The organism is Pedobacter frigiditerrae (assembly GCF_004331645.1).
Taxonomy (GTDB): domain Bacteria; phylum Bacteroidota; class Bacteroidia; order Sphingobacteriales; family Sphingobacteriaceae; genus Pedobacter; species Pedobacter frigiditerrae.
This window is the reverse complement of the sequence record NZ_SJSK01000003.1, coordinates 658673-675306: the sequence shown is the minus strand read 5'-3', so window position 1 is coordinate 675306 and position 16634 is coordinate 658673. Positions and strand designations below refer to the sequence as shown.

The window sequence follows — 16634 nt, the reverse complement described above, 5'->3', positions numbered from 1 at the left end:
CCTCTTGCTATGGTACTTAGATTTTATACTGTAAAATTATCGCAGATGTTAACAGATTTGAATCGCGTAAAAGGCGCAGACTTTAAAAAATCTTTCTTTTGTCAACAGTTTCTGAAAGCATTTTGGTTTCAACGTTTATCGCCGAAAGATTTATTGTAGTTGTCAAGCAGACCTAAATGATAAATATTAATTTAAAATTTAAACAACATTTTAAATGATTTTCATAACTTGAGTTTATCAATCCCTATTATATTTTATATACTAAAAGATATAATATGATAGAAAATGAAATTTCTTATATAATAAGAGGGTGTATATTTAAAGTACACAACAGTGTAGGACCAGGGCTGTTAGAATCTGCTTACGAATTAGCTTTGTGTTATGAGTTAGAAAAATCTGGTCTAACCGTTGAATGTCAATTAGGTTTGCCTTTTGTTTATGAAGGTGTAAAATTGGATTTAGGTTACAGAGTGGACATAATGATATCAAATAGGGTAATTATTGAAGTTAAATCAGTTGAAAACTTAAAGGATATACATTTTAAACAACTTTTGACCTATTTAAAGCTTTCTGATAAGAAATTAGGTATACTGGTTAATTTTAATACTTCAGATATTTCAACATCTATAAAAAGAGTTGTGAATAATTTATAGATGTTATTGTGTACTTCTCTCACACAAGATATTAAATATCTGCGCCTTTTCTGCGGTTTTTGAAAGTATATTGGTTCAGCGTTAATCAGCGAAAACCTATCGCAGATGTTTGCAGATTTAGTTCGCAGAAAAAGCACAGATTTTAGTAACAAACATTAAATATTAGCGACTTTTCAGCGGTTTATAAGGTATATTGGTGTGCGTTATCAGCGAAAACCTATCGCAGATGTTTGCAGATTTAGTTTGCAGAAAAAGCGCAGATTTTAGTAACAAACATTAAATATTAGCGACTTTTCAGCGGTTTAGAAGGTATATTGGTCTGCGTTCATCAGCGAAAACTTATCGCAGATATTTAAATTGCAAAGACTTGATTTTAAAATCACTTCTCATAATCCATTTTAAGCTTACTCAAATCTGGCAATTGCTTCTTATTCCTATTTAACTCAAATTCATAAATCGTTCTACCTAAATTTTTCATAAAAGGATAACATATCGTTTCATATTCGTATTTGTTGTCATTATAAATTCCATCCTCGTTGCTTTGCACAACTGCAGTTAAAAAATACTCAACCTTATTTTTAAAATCAACAAAGTAAGAGTTGTCTATAATGAACCCATAACTATCTCCGTACTTGTTAAATATTCTAATATTTGGGTCGATAACTGCTTCTTTTTCCCTTCCATAGTATAACATCTTAGCGTAAGTTGGCCAAAACTCTTTCGGGTCATATTTAGGAAAATCACTTTCTGTTGGGAGTTTACTCATATAAGTGTAAATGAGTTTGTAATCATCAGCCGTTAAGTTAAACCTTTCCTTAATAGGATAAGCCTCAGGCATTATTAAACGTTTCATTAAAGACTGTTGGTCGGCAATGGTAAAGACATTTTTATTGGCAAAACTATAGGGTTCATTAATCAATTTATCATTGCTATCCATATAACCTTTGCCCACAATTAAATTGGTCAGTTCTAATGGGTAATCCTTTGCGTCATATTGTTCAGCCTGATGATAAACCAATTTGTCACCATCATAAAAATCAATCGGATTAGTATGTCTAGCAGATTCACCACCATCACCTATAGCTAAGCGATTTAAGATTCTGCTTTCTGTCATTCCATGCTTTTTCAATTTTGCATTGATTTCAGCTCTGCCTATAAATTCAAATAACCTATTAAAAGCATCATTATCGCTGGTTAGCAATACTTTTTTAATGTAATGAGCTAATGAAGGTTTTCCGTTTGCTGCGCTTTCGTCTTTTAAAACTTTTGTCTGACCTATAAAGCTACTATCTGTAATCATGGTTGAGTTGGCGGTAAATCCCTTAAGCTTTAACTCGTTTACTTTTTCTAGGGCGAAGATTACGCCAGCCAGCTTTACCGTACTGGCAGGATAGAAATATCGCTTTGCATTAAGGTTATAACTAAAGCTCTTGAAACTCGGTTTGTTGTTTTTATCTCTTGTAACCTGTGTGTACATGATTTGTACCTCATTTTTATTAGGATGATTTAATATGCCAGAAAATAGTTCCGGTTTACTTTCCATTAGTTTTTTTAAAAATGTGGTATCTGTTTTTTGTGCCATCGCTTGGATGTTGATTAAGGTGAAGAGGCAAAACGATAATTTTCTCATGATTGTTATAGCTAATAAATAAAGGTAATATTCTATATTTTTTATTCAGCATTAAAAAAGCTAATTTTGTGACACTAAAAAAAAGAAATGAAAAACATTTTCACCCCTAGAACACTGGTTTTGTTATTGTTTATGCTTGTTATTATTGGCATTAGAGTAATTGCTCCACTTTCGCCTGATTTTAAAATATTCGCAAACCTTTCTGCAATAGGTGCAGTTGCCATATTTGGAGGTGCTTATTTCAAGAATAATTTAAATGCATTCTTATTGCCAGTAGCCGTGTTGTTATTGAGTGATTTAGGGCTTTTCTTAATAATGGGCAAAGATTATGGCTTTTATGATGGTTGGTACTACACCTATATTGCATTTATTTTAATGGTAATGGTTGGGAAACTGATGATTAAAAAAGTAAACGTTCAGAATGTTTTAGGTGCAAGCATTACTGCTGTATTTATTCATTGGATTGTTTCAGATTTTGGCTATTGGCTTGCTCAAACAATTCATCCACAAACATTAGCAGGTTTTTGGGCTTGTTTAGTAGATGCCATTCCTTTTGAATTGAATTTCTTATACGGAACTTTGGTTTATTCGGCAATTATGTTTGGTGCATTTGAAATGTTAAAAGCAAAATATCCTGCTTTAAGTTTAAATAGAAATACTGCTATACATTCGTAAGCATCAAAATATTAGAGTCAAACCCTTTCGTACAATGTTCGAAAGGGTTTTTTGTTTAATTTAGTACATGAAACAACGACTAGTAGTTTTAACAGGAGCAGGCATTAGTGCCGAAAGTGGTATAAAAACCTTTAGAGATACCGATGGACTTTGGGAAGGCTACAACGTAATGGATGTGGCAACTCCTGAAGCTTGGGACAGAAATCCGGCATTGGTTCAAGAGTTTTATAATGAACGAAGGAAGCAGGTTTTGAGTGCTAAGCCAAATGAAGCACATTTAATGTTAGCGGAGCTGGAAGAGCATTTTGATGTACAAATCATCACTCAAAATATAGATGACTTACATGAACGTGCAGGGTCGACTAACATTACACATTTACATGGCATCATTACATTTTCTCAATCAGATAAAAATGCTGCTTTATTATACCCCATCAAGGGCGAGGAAATTAAAATGGGAGAGTTGTGTGAGCTTGGTTCGCAGTTACGTCCTCATGTGGTTTGGTTTGGTGAGGCAGTGCCGATGATAGAAACTGCAGCTGCAATTTGCGAAGAAGCGAATTTGTTTATGCTAGTAGGCACTTCTTTGGCTGTTTATCCAGCTGCAGGACTCATAGATTTTGTGCCTAGAGAAGTTTCAAAATACATTGTCGATCTAAAAATCCCGTCAGTAAATCATTACCAAAATGTAATTAAGATTGAAAAATCTGCAACTGCAGGGGTAAAAGAAGTAGCTAAAATACTAATCAAAAATGCCTAAACAACCAGCGGTATTTAATTGGAGTGGGGGCAAGGACAGTACGCTAGCCCTGCACTATGTTTTGCAAAACGATGAATTCGATATTCTCTATTTATTAACTACAATTAATGATGGTTTCAATAGGGTAGCCATGCATGGCGTTAGAGCGCATTTATTGTTAGCGCAGGTTAGTGGCTTAAAAATTCCATTAATTCAAGTAAGGCTCCCTGAAATGCCTGATATGGGAATTTATGAACAAGAATTGGGAAAGACATTAACTGCGTTAAAATCTGAGGGAATTAATCATTCTATTTTCGGCGACATTTTTTTGGAAGACTTAAAAATCTATAGGGAAAACCAATTGAGTAAAATTGGGATGAAGGCAGTTTTCCCTTTATGGAAAAGAGATAGCTTGGAATTGGTCAAAGAATTTATCGCTTTAGGTTATCGAACAATTGTTGTTTGTGCCCAAGATGGTTTACAGGATTTTTGTGGAAGAATAATTGACCAATCTTTCTTAAATGATTTGCCTAAAGGTATTGACCCCGCAGGTGAAAATGGAGAGTTTCATACTTTCGTTTTCGATGGACCAATATTTTCAAAAGAAATTAAATTTTCTATTGGAGAGAGGTTACGTAAAACATTCCCAAGCCCAAATCAAGCTGATGAAGAAATTGGCTATTGGTATGTAGATTTAATACCCAGCTAATTATTTTTTCCTAAATAATTTACTCAAATTAGGTTTAATCCCAACACTAATAGGTACAACACTATAGTTTCTGTTTTGGATTTTGCTAAAGCCACGCATATAACTTGCTTCAACAAATAAAGCAGCACCACCAATATTGTATTCTGTTCCTGCACCGGCTTCAATGGTTCCCATGCCATTAGATATATTATCCATTTTTGCTTGTAAACCTGGAGTGTTTACAGTTACTCTTGGGGTTAAAATTATTCCACCACCACCACCAGCAAAACCATAGAACGCAAATTTCCCAGTTATTTTTCTATAACCCAGCATTACATTTAAAAGATAGGTTGTAACCCTTCCTTCTTTTAAAGCGTAATTATATCCAGCGTCCGGGGTAATCTCATTATAAGAATAAGCGTGTAAGCTCACTTTTGGATACAGGAACAATCCACCCTTTCCTAAACCTAAATTTAACCCCAACGAGGTTGAGAATTTTGGCTTTAAATAATCGCTGGTTTCTCCAACTGGAAGCGAGAAACCGATACCACTCATGGTATATAATTTATCAGGTCTTGTAGTTGATTCTTGTGCCTTGATATTATTGCTAATAAAAAGAATTGAAAGAAATAGGAGGGTGTAATATTTTTTCATAATTGATCAATATAACCCTATAACACCAAATGTTAACTAATGTTTGATTAGCTGATTTTACCAATTTTATTTATTATAATTACTAAACTTAGGTATTGTGAAAAAGAATGTAATTATACAAAACATCTATAATATTTGGCGTTTTATGTATTCCAAATATTGTATTGTTTGTAATTATATAATTTTAATTATCAATAAGTTATATATGTTAATATAAACTTATACTTGTTTTAAACATCATACTATGCGACTAAAATAAGCTAACAAATCAAAATATAATTCTGTTTAATAATTAAATATACTATTTCACAGTAAGTTATGTATTTTATATAAATGATTACTGCTGCCTTTGATAAGCTGAAGAAAAATCGCTTCGCATTGTTTTAAATCTTTCAATAACGGTAGCTATAAACTCTTCATCTAACATTTGAAAAATCTCATTCGCCCCTCCTCCAGTAAGTTCCAACTCTGATATTTTATAGCTTTGTTCAAGTGGTCCTTGTTCAAACTTTACGATGTATTTTTGGTTCATGTTAAACAAGGTAATCTTGCATGCTGGATGTGGTAACTCTGCTATTGTTCTCATAATTATTAGTTAAATTTCAAAGCTAACTAATTTGACAATAGCCATGGCACAATGTTGAATAGTTGGCGAATGTTAATTCTTATTGCTATTTTAGTAGAAAGAATTTTATGAACGTCGCCATCATCTTTATTTACATTTTAGTAGGCCTGTGGTTGATCTCCATCATTTGGACGGTTAAGGATATAGCAAAACATCCACATAGAAAGAAAGTTAAAAAACTGATTTGGACAAACATCGTTGTGATTTTCCCTTTCGGTGGACTAATCATTTATTATTTAATGGGAAGAAAGAATCTTGCTGAGGCATAATTCTATCACCAATTTGTAAATCTCTTCAGAACTAGCTTAGTTAATTTTAGTTATGGTTAACTTTGTTTCTCAAAATTATTCTAATGGCTGAAGATTTAACTATTGCCAAAACAGGCACCAAAGAAGAACAATACCAATCTCTTATTCCTCAAATTGAAGCTTTGCTTTATGGCGAATCTGATTTGATAGCAAACCTTGCGAATCTTTGTGCTGCCTTAAAAGAGCAATTTAACTGGTTCTGGGTAGGCTTTTATTTAATTAAAAACGATGAATTAGTATTAGGCCCGTTTCAAGGTCCTGTTGCTTGCACTAGAATTAAAATGGGGAAAGGTGTTTGTGGCACTTCTTGGCAAAAAGCAGAAACCATTATTGTTCCAAACGTAGATGAATTTCCTGGTCATATTGCTTGTGCATCTGCATCAAAATCTGAAATTGTATTGCCACTTTATAAAGGAGAAAACATTATTGGCGTTTTAGATGTTGATAGCGAATATCTTGCTCACTTTGATGAAGTTGATGACAGATACCTAAACCAGATCATCAATCTTTTAAATGCCTAAATTACCTTATTCTTTTTACCAACAGGACGATGTAACGAATTTAGCTGTACAGCTTTTGGGTAGGCAACTTTTCACATTAGTTGATGGTAAACTAACAGGGGGGACTATTGTAGAAACTGAAGCCTATAATGGAATCATCGATAAGGCTTCCCATGCTTATAACGGAAGGTTTACGCCCAGAACAGCAACGATGTATGAAGCTGGTGGCATTTCATATGTTTACCTATGTTACGGTATCCACCACCTATTTAATGTGGTTACAAACTCTAAAAACAATCCCCATGCTGTTTTAATACGCGGTATAGAGCCTACTGAAGGTTTGTCAACCATGTTAGCGCGTAGAAATATGCAAAGCATGGCACCAAGAATAACAGCAGGGCCAGGTGCACTCGCAAAAGCGTTAGGTATAGATAAAAACTTAAATGCCAAAGATTTATTGGGTGATGAAATTTGGATTGAAGACAACGGTATTCATTTTAAGCCAGACCAAATAATTGCTTCTCCCAGAGTTGGAGTAGATTATGCAGAAGACCATGCCTTGTTGCCTTGGCGATTTTATATCAAGGGCAATAAGTTTGTGAGTAAACCAAATTCTTAGCATCATAACATTGGTTGTTATTTCAGGCCTCTACACAGAGCCTATAAAAACACTATAAAGACGAAAGATGAACGAAAGATGAACGAAGGATGAACGAAGGATGGATGGTTTACAATTATTATAATCTTACATTAAGACTGGGTTGTTAAAAATAAGCCTTAATAAAATAAACTCTAAAACCTTTCAATTTTTCTTGTGTTTAATAATCAAATACACCTGTTATGAAAAACGAAAAAAATATAGCCATACTTCAAGAAATGGCAGAGAAGGTAAGAATTTGTATGCTTACTACTTTAAGCAATGAAAATGAATTCAGCAGTAGGCCAATGGGAACAGCCAAAATTGAAGATGATGGTAGCATTTGGTTCTTCACCAATGAATATTCTTTAAAAAGTAAGGAGATATCTAAAGAGAATGAAGTTAATTTGGCTTATAGCGATCCGTCTAGTAATACTTATATTTCTGTAAATGGGAAAGCTGAATTGGTAGATGACCAAGCTCGAAAAGAAGCATATTTCTCTCCACCCATCAAAGCTTGGTTCCCGGAAGGTGCAGATGACCCAAATTTAATACTGATCAAGGTAACTCCCTCTGCGGCCGAATATTGGGATTCGAATGCTAGTAAGATGGTAGTGGCGTTTAAAATGTTAAAGGCAATTGTAACAGGAGATACACCCGATTTGGGTAAACACGATACTATTAAATTTTAATCAATTTAATATGTTAATGAAAAGTCTAGCCTTACGGTTAGGCTTTTTTTGTAATATTGCGGTATGAATTTCGAGAATAATTTAGCCTTTGCTCAAGCTTTAGACCAACAAGATATTTTAAGAGAAATGCGTAATGAATTTTTGTTTCCGCAACAAAATGAAAAACCATTTATTTACTTGTGTGGTAATTCATTAGGGTTGCAACCTAAAGTTACAAGAGAGGTGTTAGAAGTGCAATTAAATAATTGGCAAAACCTAGCAGTTGAAGGTTGGTTTGACGGAGATTCACCCTGGATGTTTTACCACAAGGAACTAAAGAAATTGATGGCTCCAATTGTAGGTGCTAAACCTTCAGAAGTTTGCCCGATGAATACATTAACGGTTAACCTGCATTTGTTAATGGTTAGTTTTTATCAGCCAAAGGGGAAAAAGTATAAAATCATAATGGAAGCAGGTGCTTTTCCATCAGACCAGTACGCGATTGAAAGTCAAGTTCGTTTCCACGGTTTTAATCCATCAGATGCTATTATTGAAGTAAAACCTAAAGAAGGAGAATATACTTTAAGGACAGAAGATATTATCGGCGCAATTGAAGAGAATGCAGATGAATTAGCTTTAGTACTGTTTGGAGGGGTAAATTACTTCACGGGACAATGGTTTGATATGCCTGCAATTACTAAGGCCGGGCATAAAATTGGTGTAGTTGTAGGGTTCGATTTAGCCCATGCAGCTGGTAACGTGCCTTTGGCTTTACACGATTGGGATATAGATTTTGCTTGTTGGTGTTCGTATAAATATCAAAATGCCGGTCCTGGAGGAATAAGTGGGATATTTGTTCACGAAAAGCATTTTACCAATACTTCTTTAAATCGCTTTGCGGGATGGTGGGGTTACAAAGAAGAGCAACGTTTTAAAATGGAAAAAGGATTTATTCCTGAACTTGGTGCAGATGGTTGGCAAGTAAGTTGTACCCAGGTAATGCCAATGGCTTTATACCACGCGTCACTTCAATTATTCGAAAAATCAGGATTTATAAACGCATTAAGAACCAAAAGTAAAACTTTAACTTCATATTTGTTTTATGTTATAAATGAAGTAAATATGAAGTTAGGAGAAGAGCAATTTAAAATTATAACTCCTTTAACAGAAGAAGATAGAGGAGCTCAAGTTTCTATCATTGCAAAGGCAGATGGAAAGAAAATATTCGATCAGTTGGTTGCTAATAATGTATTGGGGGATTGGCGTGAACCAAATGTAATTCGCTTAAGTCCAGTGCCCATGTATAACAGTTTTGAAGATGTTTTTAAAACTGGTGAGCTGTTGTTAACCATTAGTCAAAATCTTAAATGATAAAAATCTTATATAGGTTTTTCTTTATCGTTCTTTTATCTACAGCAATTTCTTCTTGTTCAGAAAATTATGAGGATATTGATCCAAGTTCTTTTAATCAAAAGATTAGCTTAAGATATGACGTCAAAACTCCAGAAGAGCTACTAAAAAGCTATTACATAGATTCAAATGAAGTATCTCTGCAAATTACGGTGAGTAAAAAAATCATCGAGAAGAATAATTATCAAATAACCTTAATAAATGAGCGTGTTGATGATGATGCAGTTCGAAAAGAAAAAATAATGATGTTCGCTAAATTTGATGGAACACATTGGAAAGTTAATGAAATTAGAAGAAATTGGAAATGTGAAGGCGGAAGAGGTGGCTCAACGGAGTGGGGAATTAATGAGTGTCCATAGTTATTAGAATTTTATAATATGATCAATTACAATCCTAAAGAGTGGATGAGTTTCATCTTCCATGTTCACAAGTCTGATACCTTTAGAAAACTCTGGCCTTTAATGTTAGGTATTGCTGTGTTTTCAGCCATTATAGCCTTTCTGGAACTAAATTATCTAAAACTTGCAGAAACAACTTATATCAAAAACGTTGGAATGATGCACAGTTTATTAGGTTTTGTGTTGTCTATGCTATTGGTATTTAGAACCAATACTTCTTATGATAGGTGGTGGGATGGTAGAAAATTGTTAGGTGCGTTAACAAACGTCAGTCGTAATCTGGCGCTCAAAATAAAAGCATTAAACTTATCGGAAGAAGAAGTTGAGTTCTTCAAGTATGCCATTCCGAAATACGGATTCGCATTAAAGGAGCATTTAAGAGAGAAACAATACTTTGGTAAGGATAGCTTTTTAATCGAAATCGATGGCGGAAAACACATTCCGAATCAAGTTGCTGCAAGTATAATTGCTAGGTTATACGATTTGCAAACGGCTGGAAAGATTTCACAAGAACAATTGATTACCTTAAGTGCCGATGCCAACCAATTCACAGATATTTGTGGTGGTTGCGAAAGGATTAGAAACACACCGATTCCATATTCTTATAGTGCTTTTATCAAAAAGTTTATTTTCATTTATGTGCTTACGTTGCCTATTGGATGGGTATTTAGTTTAGGTTATTTTGTGGTTCCGATTGTACCCTTTATTCTCTATGTATTAGCGAGTTTGGAGCTCATAGCTGAAGAAATAGAGAACCCCTTTAATCAGGATGCAAATGACTTGCCAGTTGATCAGATTTGCAATAATATCGAAAAACACGTTCAAGAGATTTTAAGTTAAAATGAATGATGAACAAGGATAAAAGAGCAAAGAATATTTTCCTTATTTATCATTGTTCTTTGTTCCTTCATCCTTATTCTTACTAAATGCTAAAAATAGCTTATCATCCTCTTTATGCACATCCTTTGCCAGAGGGACATCGTTTTCCGATGCTTAAATATGAGTTGATACCTGAGCAATTATTGCACGAGGGAACGATTTTAAAGGATAGTTTATTTGCACCTGAACCTTTAGCCGAGGAAACTATCACCACAACTCATGAGGCAGCTTATTGGTTACAGCTTAAAAATTTAACCTTGCCAGCTAAGGAGCAAAGAAGGATTGGCTTTCCACTAAGCGCTCAATTGGTAGAAAGAGAAATTAGAATTGCCCAAGGAACAATAGATGGTGCTAGGTATGCTCAGCAGTTTGGTGTTGCCTTTAATGTTGCAGGAGGAACACATCATGCCGGTAGTAATTGGGGAGAAGGATTTTGTTTATTAAATGATCAAGCCATTGCAGCAAACTACCTGTTAAATAATAATTTAGCTAAGCGCATCTTAATCATAGATTTAGATGTTCATCAAGGTAATGGAACAGCAGAGATCTTTCAGAATGAACCAAGGGTTTTTACTTTTTCTATGCATTGCGCTCAAAATTTCCCTTTTCGAAAAGAGTTATCTGATTTAGATATTCCTTTGGAAGATGGTACAAGTGACGATATTTTCCTGAGCAGATTAAGCGAGGCATTAACGGTTATTTTTGCTAAACATCAACCAGATTTTATTTTCTATTTAGCAGGAGTTGATGTTTTAGAAAGTGATAAATTAGGTAAATTAGCTTTAACTAAAAATGCCTGTAAACAACGTGATCTTATGGTTTTTGAAGCTTGTTTGAAAAATCAAGTGCCAGTTCAGGTAAGTATGGGAGGCGGTTATTCGGCAGACATTAAAGTAATTGTAGATGCGCACTGCAATACGTTTAGATTAGCAGCAGATTTGTATATTTAATGATGAAAAATTACTTATTCTTCTTATTACTGCTATTAGTGGCTTGCCACAACAGTACTTCAATTAGCGAACCTAAAAAAACTGAAGAAGACACCTTAAGTGATAATAAGACAAATATCTCTCCAGTTGTTAAAGAACAAGATTGTAACTTGGATTCTGTTAGACAAAAAATTTTAAAGGATAATTTGAAGTCCAATCATTCAGACACAATTGTTTATGATTTCTCATTAGAAGGGGATTACAGTGCTGAAGGAAACGAAGGGAAAGCTTTTTACATAGATAATCAGATTAAAAAAATATCCATTACATTTTATGGTGAAAGTGGAAAGTCTATTTACACTTATATTTTTGAGAATGATAAAATTATGGTAGAAGAAAAAAGACATGAATACGATGTCCCGCTTTCAGGTAACATTAAATCAACTCAGGTTGTTTCTTATCAAATCGATTACAATGGAAAAATTATTAGTAATAGCGGAAAAGGAATAGATTTAGATACCTATTTTATTCTTAAAAAATCAATACCATTTACATTAAAATAATCTCAATACCTCATTTATTTTAGTTGGTATTGTAGTATATGCTTTGCGTGAGGGATAGTAGCGAAAATCCTTTTTATGGAAGGAAGTTGGTGTGGCATAAAAAGATTGTAGCGGATAGCCCGACCCTTGCGCAGCTTGGGGCACGCCCAATTTGGTTTAGTGATTTTAAAAAAGATTTCCTTCGACAAGCTCAGGATGACAATCTTTTTTATTCCTATCTTCGCCAAATGTTAGAAATCGTTTACCAAGACGAGCATTTAATTGCTATCAATAAACCTCACGGATTGCTTGTTCATCGTTCTAAGATGGCTAACGATGCCACAGAATTCGCATTGCAAATGTTAAGGGACCAAATTGGTCGCCATGTTAGTCCGGTACATCGCTTGGATAGAAAAACTAGTGGTATTTTGCTTTTCACTTTTGAAAAAGAGGTAGAGATTGCCATGCACAAACAGTTTCAAGAAAGCTTGGTAGAAAAGAAATACTTAGCCATTTTACGTGGGTATGCACCAGATGAACTAGATATCGATTACCCCTTGGCTAAAGAAAATGGTAACATGCAGGACGCCTTTACCTACTTCAAGACATTGCAAAGGGCAGAAATAGACGTGGCTTTTGGAAAACACCAAACTTCTAGGTATTCATTAGTAGAAGCAACACCAAAAACTGGTCGCATGCACCAATTGAGAAGACATTTTGCTCATATCTTCCATCCCATAATTGGAGATAGAAAACACGGTTGCAATAAACAAAATAGGTTTTTTATGGAGCAATTTGAAATGACAACCATGTTGCTTCATGCATCAGAATTATCATTTATTCATCCTGTAACAGCAAACAAAATTACTATTAACTCGACTATCCACGAAGAGTTTAAAAGAGTGATGGAGCTAATGAAATTCACTAACTAGATAATATTTTTCGGCAAAAGCTGTTATTATTTTATCTATGACTAATTACTTACGTTTTGCACCAATCTTTTTGGTGATATTTTTATCTAGCTGCTCTTCAATTTATATTCCAAGTGTACCTAATACGCCAATGCTAACCACACAGGGTGAAATTGCTGTTGGTGCACATATGTCTCTTAAAGGAAATTTCAATTTTAATTCGGCTTATGCCTTCAGTAATCATTTTGCCATTTTAGCTAACGGCGCATTCTTGCAAAATGAAAGAGATAAAAAAGACATCAAACATAAAATGATAGAGTTTGGTGGTGGTTACTTTAAAACATTCGGACCTAACAAGAACAGAATTCTTGAAATTTATGCAGGTTTGGGAAGTGGAAAAAGTGAAAGGACATTTCGGGAATTGGACGATAATAAGAATATCATCAATACAGATTTGCAAGAGGCTGGTTACGATAAAAAGTTTATTCAAGTAAATTATAGTTCCAAGAGGAAGAGAAACTTAAAGCTTTTTGGTGCAAAATTCGGTTTAAACTATGGTACCGCATTGCGGATGAGTTTTATCAATACCAATAATTTTTATAGAAATAATGTGTTGCAACCCAATGAGGATAATATTTTCTTAGAGCCAGTTTTTTATACAAGAATGATTTTGAGCGATGAGGTACAACTGCAATATACAAGTGGTAGTAATTTTGGCTTAAAAAGCAGGAAATTTTTAAATGCAGGCAATTCTGTTTTTAGCATAGGTGCTGTTGTAAATTTAGGCAGAACACCTAAAAAACAATAAGAGATTATTGTAAATTTGGGTATGAAATGGTCACTGCTTATCATTTGCTTACTCGTTCTAAAAATTGAAATAAAAGCTCAATCTAGCTTTGCCACAAAATTAAGTTCGTTAAAAAAGATTGAAATTGATAGTGGCGTAGTATTATCTATAGATGAGCCATCAGTTTTTACGCTTTCAGAACCCACTAAAATTATCGTATACGCTTTACCAAACGGAAATACAACCGAGCAAACTTTTGGTAAAAAACTAGCGCAAGGCGATGACTGGCATTTTGATATTCAGCATATTGGTGCACAAACCCAATTTATTAGAAATGCAGACCAAAAATCAAATTACATAGTTGTTTATGTAGAAAATAGTTTAAAGAGCTGGCCAGCTTGGAGAAGGAAATATGCAAATAGCGACGCACAAATAGGAGAGTTCGTTTCTAGCTTGATGCTTCGTTATAAAAACTTTAATCCTCAAGTTATATTAAGCGGACACAGTGGCGGTGGAAGTTTCATTTTTGGGTATATCAATTCTCAAGCTCAAATACCTACTTATGTTGAACGCATTGGTTTTTTAGACGCAACTTATGGGTACGAAACAGAAAAGCATCAGGCAAAGCTTAAAACTTGGTTAAAAGCTAAAAACAAGTCATTGCAGGTTATAGCTTACAACGATAGTGTAGTTGTTTACAACGGCAAGCCTTTGGTATCGCCAACTGGTGGAACTTGGTACAGGAGCAAATTAATAGCAAAAGATTTACAGTCTCATTTTAAATTAAAGTCGTTAGACATAGCTGATAGATTAGGGTGGTTTGATAAAAAACATCGAATTGATTTTAAGTTAATCAAAAATCCAGAAGGAAAGATTTATCATACCGTGTTAGTAGAAAAGAATGGTTTTATAGATTTGGTTTTTAATGGCACAGCTTTCCAAGATAAAGGCTATAAATTTTGGGATGATAGAGTGTATACTAAATTCATTTTGCAGTAAATGGAAAATGAAAGTAAAACCAGCATTCGTAAAATCATTCATATAGACATGGATGCATTTTATGCTTCGGTAGAGCAACGAGATTTCCCAGAATATAGAGGTAAACCATTAGTAGTTGGAGGTTCGCCAGAAGGTAGAGGAGGAGTTGTTGCTACAGCTAGTTACGAAGCTCGCAAATTTGGGATTAAATCAGCAATGACTTCCAAGAAAGCACAACAGCTTTGTCCGTATGCAATTTTTGTGCGACCACGATTTGATGCTTATAAAGACGTTTCTAGAAAGATTAGAGAGATATTTAGTCGTTATACTGATTTGATAGAGCCACTTTCTTTAGATGAGGCTTATTTAGATGTAAGTGAAGATAAGTTAGGCATTGGTTCGGCCATAACCATTGCCGAGCAGATTAAACAAGCCATAAAAGACGAACTAAACTTAACAGCATCAGCTGGAGTTTCTGTAAACAAATTTGCCGCTAAAATTGCATCAGATATGAACAAACCAGATGGCTTGACTTTTATTGGTCCTTCTAAAATGGAAAAGTTCATGGAGAAATTGCCAGTTGAAAAGTTTTTTGGTGTTGGGAAAGTAACTGCTGAAAAAATGAAAAGGCAAGGTTTGCATACAGGTTTAGACTTAAAGAAACAGACAGAGGCAAGACTAATTCAGCTTTTTGGCAAAACAGGTAAATTCTTTTATAACATAGTTAGAGGGATTGATAATCGCCAAGTTCAACCACATCAAGAAATTAAATCTATTAGTGCAGAAGATACCTTTTCTTATGATGTGGGCAGGGGAGAAGAGTTAGATGATTGGATAGAAGTTATCTCAAAATCAGCTTTTAGGCGCCTGCAACATTATCAAATCTATGGCAGAACAATAACACTGAAAGTTAAGTTTGGAGATTTTAAACAGATTACCAGAAGTTTATCTTTTCCAACGCCCATAAATGAATTAGAGCAAGTTATAGATACTGCAAAACTATTATTAAACAACATTGATTTAGGAGAAAAGAAAATAAGGCTTTTAGGTGTAGGTTTTTCAAATTTTGGAGAAGTGAAAATTAGGGAAAGATACGATGGACATCAGCAAACGCTTTTTCCTAATGATTAAGATTTAACATAGAATTAAAATTCAAGAAACATAATGACCTTATTTTTAGTTAATAGATTATAAATCTCAATAATATGAAAATCAATGTTGTAGTAATTGCAATTATAATCGTAGCGATTTTAGCATTTGTTTATTTCATTGTAAAAAGAAATAAAAAAGATCAGAAAGAACTGGAAAACGAATTAAACAGTAAAGAAATTAACCCAGAAAAACATACCGAGGATAAAACCTAGCTAAGCAATAAGAAATTTAAGTTTAGTATTTGTTTCATTGAAATATTGTCGTAAGGCTAATATTGATTGTCTGAGTTTTGTTTTTACTGTTCCCAGTGGGATATTTAGCTCTTTGGCAACTTCAGATTGAGTATAGCCTTCAAAGTAAAAAAGCTGAATAATTTCAAATTGATCTTGCTTTAACTTTTCGGTAAGTTGTTTTAAACCGATACGATCTGGGTTAATTGAAATGAGGTTTTCTTGATCTATTTTTGTTAATCTGTCCTCAATCTCATCAGTAACATTATATTTTAGATAATTTTTGCTTCTCACTTGGTCAATCGCTGTGTTTTTTGCCAGGTTAGCCATCCATGTAAATAACCTACCCTTAGAGGCATCATAATGTGCAATAGATTTCCATATTTTTAAGAAGGTATCTTGAAGTACGTCTTCAGCAACCTCATCAAACTTTACAATTCTAGAGATAATGCCCATTAACGAGCTAGCATACATTTTATATAGTTTTTCGATGGATTTTGTGTCTCCATTTTTTAAGCCTGTTACTAAAATTTCTTCTGCAGAAGGTGCTGTACTAATGTGTAGTTCCTTATGAATTAGTTTATTAAAAGGTCGTACAATAGCAATCATCATTGTGGTTTATTAGGCTATAAACAACA

22 protein-coding genes are annotated in these 16634 nt (G+C 34.0%); 18 read left to right on the top strand and 4 right to left on the bottom strand.

The features are described from left to right. Nucleotides 1–275 precede the first annotated feature (275 nt). The gene (locus EZ428_RS14535; protein ID WP_131553892.1) at nucleotides 276–653 is read left to right on the top strand and encodes a GxxExxY protein; all 378 of its coding nucleotides are present in this window, start codon (nucleotides 276–278) and stop codon (nucleotides 651–653) included. A 379-nt stretch (nucleotides 654–1032) separates the two neighbouring features. Here EZ428_RS14535 and EZ428_RS14530 read toward each other — a convergent pair whose 3' ends face one another. Beyond that, on the bottom strand, nucleotides 1033–2235 hold the full coding sequence (locus EZ428_RS14530) for a serine hydrolase (RefSeq protein ID WP_225871068.1): 1203 nt from the start codon (nucleotides 2233–2235) through the stop codon (nucleotides 1033–1035). A 135-nt stretch (nucleotides 2236–2370) separates the two neighbouring features. On the opposite strand from EZ428_RS14530, the gene EZ428_RS14525 reads away from it, so the two are divergent. The 3 genes from EZ428_RS14525 to EZ428_RS14515 all read left to right on the top strand — a co-directional run bounded on the left by EZ428_RS14525 (nucleotide 2371) and on the right by EZ428_RS14515 (nucleotide 4406). Further along, nucleotides 2371–2958, top strand: coding sequence for a DUF6580 family putative transport protein (locus EZ428_RS14525; protein WP_131553890.1), 588 nt, complete (start codon nucleotides 2371–2373; stop codon nucleotides 2956–2958). 67 nt (nucleotides 2959–3025) lie between these two features. Continuing rightward, nucleotides 3026–3718 (top strand): SIR2 family NAD-dependent protein deacylase, encoded by a 693-nt coding sequence (locus EZ428_RS14520; protein ID WP_131553889.1) that lies wholly within the window; start codon nucleotides 3026–3028, stop codon nucleotides 3716–3718. Continuing rightward, entirely contained in the window at nucleotides 3711–4406 is a 696-nt protein-coding gene (locus tag EZ428_RS14515) for a Dph6-related ATP pyrophosphatase (RefSeq protein ID WP_131553888.1), read from the top strand. Before EZ428_RS14520 ends, EZ428_RS14515 begins: the two co-directional genes overlap by 8 nt. On the opposite strand, the gene EZ428_RS14510 is transcribed toward EZ428_RS14515, so the two are convergent. Both EZ428_RS14510 and EZ428_RS14505 read right to left on the bottom strand, forming a co-directional pair. Then, complete coding sequence (locus EZ428_RS14510) at nucleotides 4407–5039, bottom strand: hypothetical protein (protein ID WP_131553887.1); 633 nt, start codon at nucleotides 5037–5039, stop codon at nucleotides 4407–4409. A gap of 337 nt (nucleotides 5040–5376) precedes the next feature. Beyond that, nucleotides 5377–5625 carry a hypothetical protein gene (locus EZ428_RS14505; RefSeq protein WP_131553886.1) on the bottom strand — a complete coding sequence of 83 codons (249 nt, stop codon included), beginning with the start codon at nucleotides 5623–5625 and terminating at the stop codon, nucleotides 5377–5379. A 107-nt stretch (nucleotides 5626–5732) separates the two neighbouring features. Between EZ428_RS14505 and EZ428_RS14500 the strand changes: the two genes are divergently transcribed. From EZ428_RS14500 to EZ428_RS23995, 14 genes are all read left to right on the top strand, one after another. Then, nucleotides 5733–5933, top strand: a complete 201-nt coding sequence (locus tag EZ428_RS14500; protein WP_131553885.1) for a PLDc N-terminal domain-containing protein — start codon at nucleotides 5733–5735, stop codon at nucleotides 5931–5933. A gap of 83 nt (nucleotides 5934–6016) precedes the next feature. Next, nucleotides 6017–6493, top strand: a complete 477-nt coding sequence (locus EZ428_RS14495) for a GAF domain-containing protein (RefSeq protein ID WP_131553884.1) — start codon at nucleotides 6017–6019, stop codon at nucleotides 6491–6493. Further along, nucleotides 6486–7091: a DNA-3-methyladenine glycosylase gene (locus EZ428_RS14490; protein WP_131553883.1), complete on the top strand. Its 606-nt coding sequence runs from the start codon at nucleotides 6486–6488 to the stop codon at nucleotides 7089–7091. The genes EZ428_RS14495 and EZ428_RS14490 overlap by 8 nt, the downstream gene beginning before the upstream one ends. A gap of 221 nt (nucleotides 7092–7312) precedes the next feature. Beyond that, a complete protein-coding gene (locus EZ428_RS14485; protein WP_131553882.1) occupies nucleotides 7313–7801 on the top strand; it encodes a pyridoxamine 5'-phosphate oxidase family protein in 489 nt (162 codons plus the stop codon). Between the two features lie 63 nt (nucleotides 7802–7864). Next, on the top strand, nucleotides 7865–9151 hold the full coding sequence (gene kynU, locus EZ428_RS14480; protein WP_131553881.1) for a kynureninase: 1287 nt from the start codon (nucleotides 7865–7867) through the stop codon (nucleotides 9149–9151). After that, a complete protein-coding gene (locus tag EZ428_RS14475; RefSeq protein WP_131553880.1) occupies nucleotides 9148–9549 on the top strand; it encodes a hypothetical protein in 402 nt (133 codons plus the stop codon). Before kynU ends, EZ428_RS14475 begins: the two co-directional genes overlap by 4 nt. An 18-nt stretch (nucleotides 9550–9567) precedes the next feature. Further along, complete coding sequence (locus EZ428_RS14470; RefSeq protein WP_131553879.1) at nucleotides 9568–10428, top strand: bestrophin family protein; 861 nt, start codon at nucleotides 9568–9570, stop codon at nucleotides 10426–10428. A gap of 86 nt (nucleotides 10429–10514) precedes the next feature. Further along, nucleotides 10515–11417 carry a histone deacetylase family protein gene (locus EZ428_RS14465; RefSeq protein WP_131553878.1) on the top strand — a complete coding sequence of 301 codons (903 nt, stop codon included), beginning with the start codon at nucleotides 10515–10517 and terminating at the stop codon, nucleotides 11415–11417. After that, entirely contained in the window at nucleotides 11417–11959 is a 543-nt protein-coding gene (locus EZ428_RS14460; RefSeq protein ID WP_131553877.1) for a hypothetical protein, read from the top strand. The genes EZ428_RS14465 and EZ428_RS14460 overlap by 1 nt, the downstream gene beginning before the upstream one ends. Nucleotides 11960–12186: 227 nt before the next feature. Further along, a complete protein-coding gene (locus EZ428_RS14455; RefSeq protein ID WP_131553876.1) occupies nucleotides 12187–12870 on the top strand; it encodes a pseudouridine synthase in 684 nt (227 codons plus the stop codon). 37 nt (nucleotides 12871–12907) lie between these two features. After that, nucleotides 12908–13657 (top strand): hypothetical protein, encoded by a 750-nt coding sequence (locus EZ428_RS14450; protein WP_131553875.1) that lies wholly within the window; start codon nucleotides 12908–12910, stop codon nucleotides 13655–13657. 21 nt (nucleotides 13658–13678) lie between these two features. Next, nucleotides 13679–14635: a hypothetical protein gene (locus EZ428_RS14445; protein ID WP_131553874.1), complete on the top strand. Its 957-nt coding sequence runs from the start codon at nucleotides 13679–13681 to the stop codon at nucleotides 14633–14635. Beyond that, entirely contained in the window at nucleotides 14636–15745 is a 1110-nt protein-coding gene (gene dinB / locus EZ428_RS14440; RefSeq protein ID WP_131553873.1) for a DNA polymerase IV, read from the top strand. It abuts the gene before it with no gap. A 74-nt stretch (nucleotides 15746–15819) separates the two neighbouring features. After that, complete coding sequence (locus EZ428_RS23995) at nucleotides 15820–15978, top strand: hypothetical protein (RefSeq protein ID WP_165501784.1); 159 nt, start codon at nucleotides 15820–15822, stop codon at nucleotides 15976–15978. Here the strand turns inward: EZ428_RS23995 and EZ428_RS14435 are convergent, their stop codons facing one another. Further along, complete coding sequence (locus EZ428_RS14435) at nucleotides 15979–16608, bottom strand: RNA polymerase sigma factor (protein WP_225871067.1); 630 nt, start codon at nucleotides 16606–16608, stop codon at nucleotides 15979–15981. Nucleotides 16609–16634: the final 26 nt, after the last annotated feature.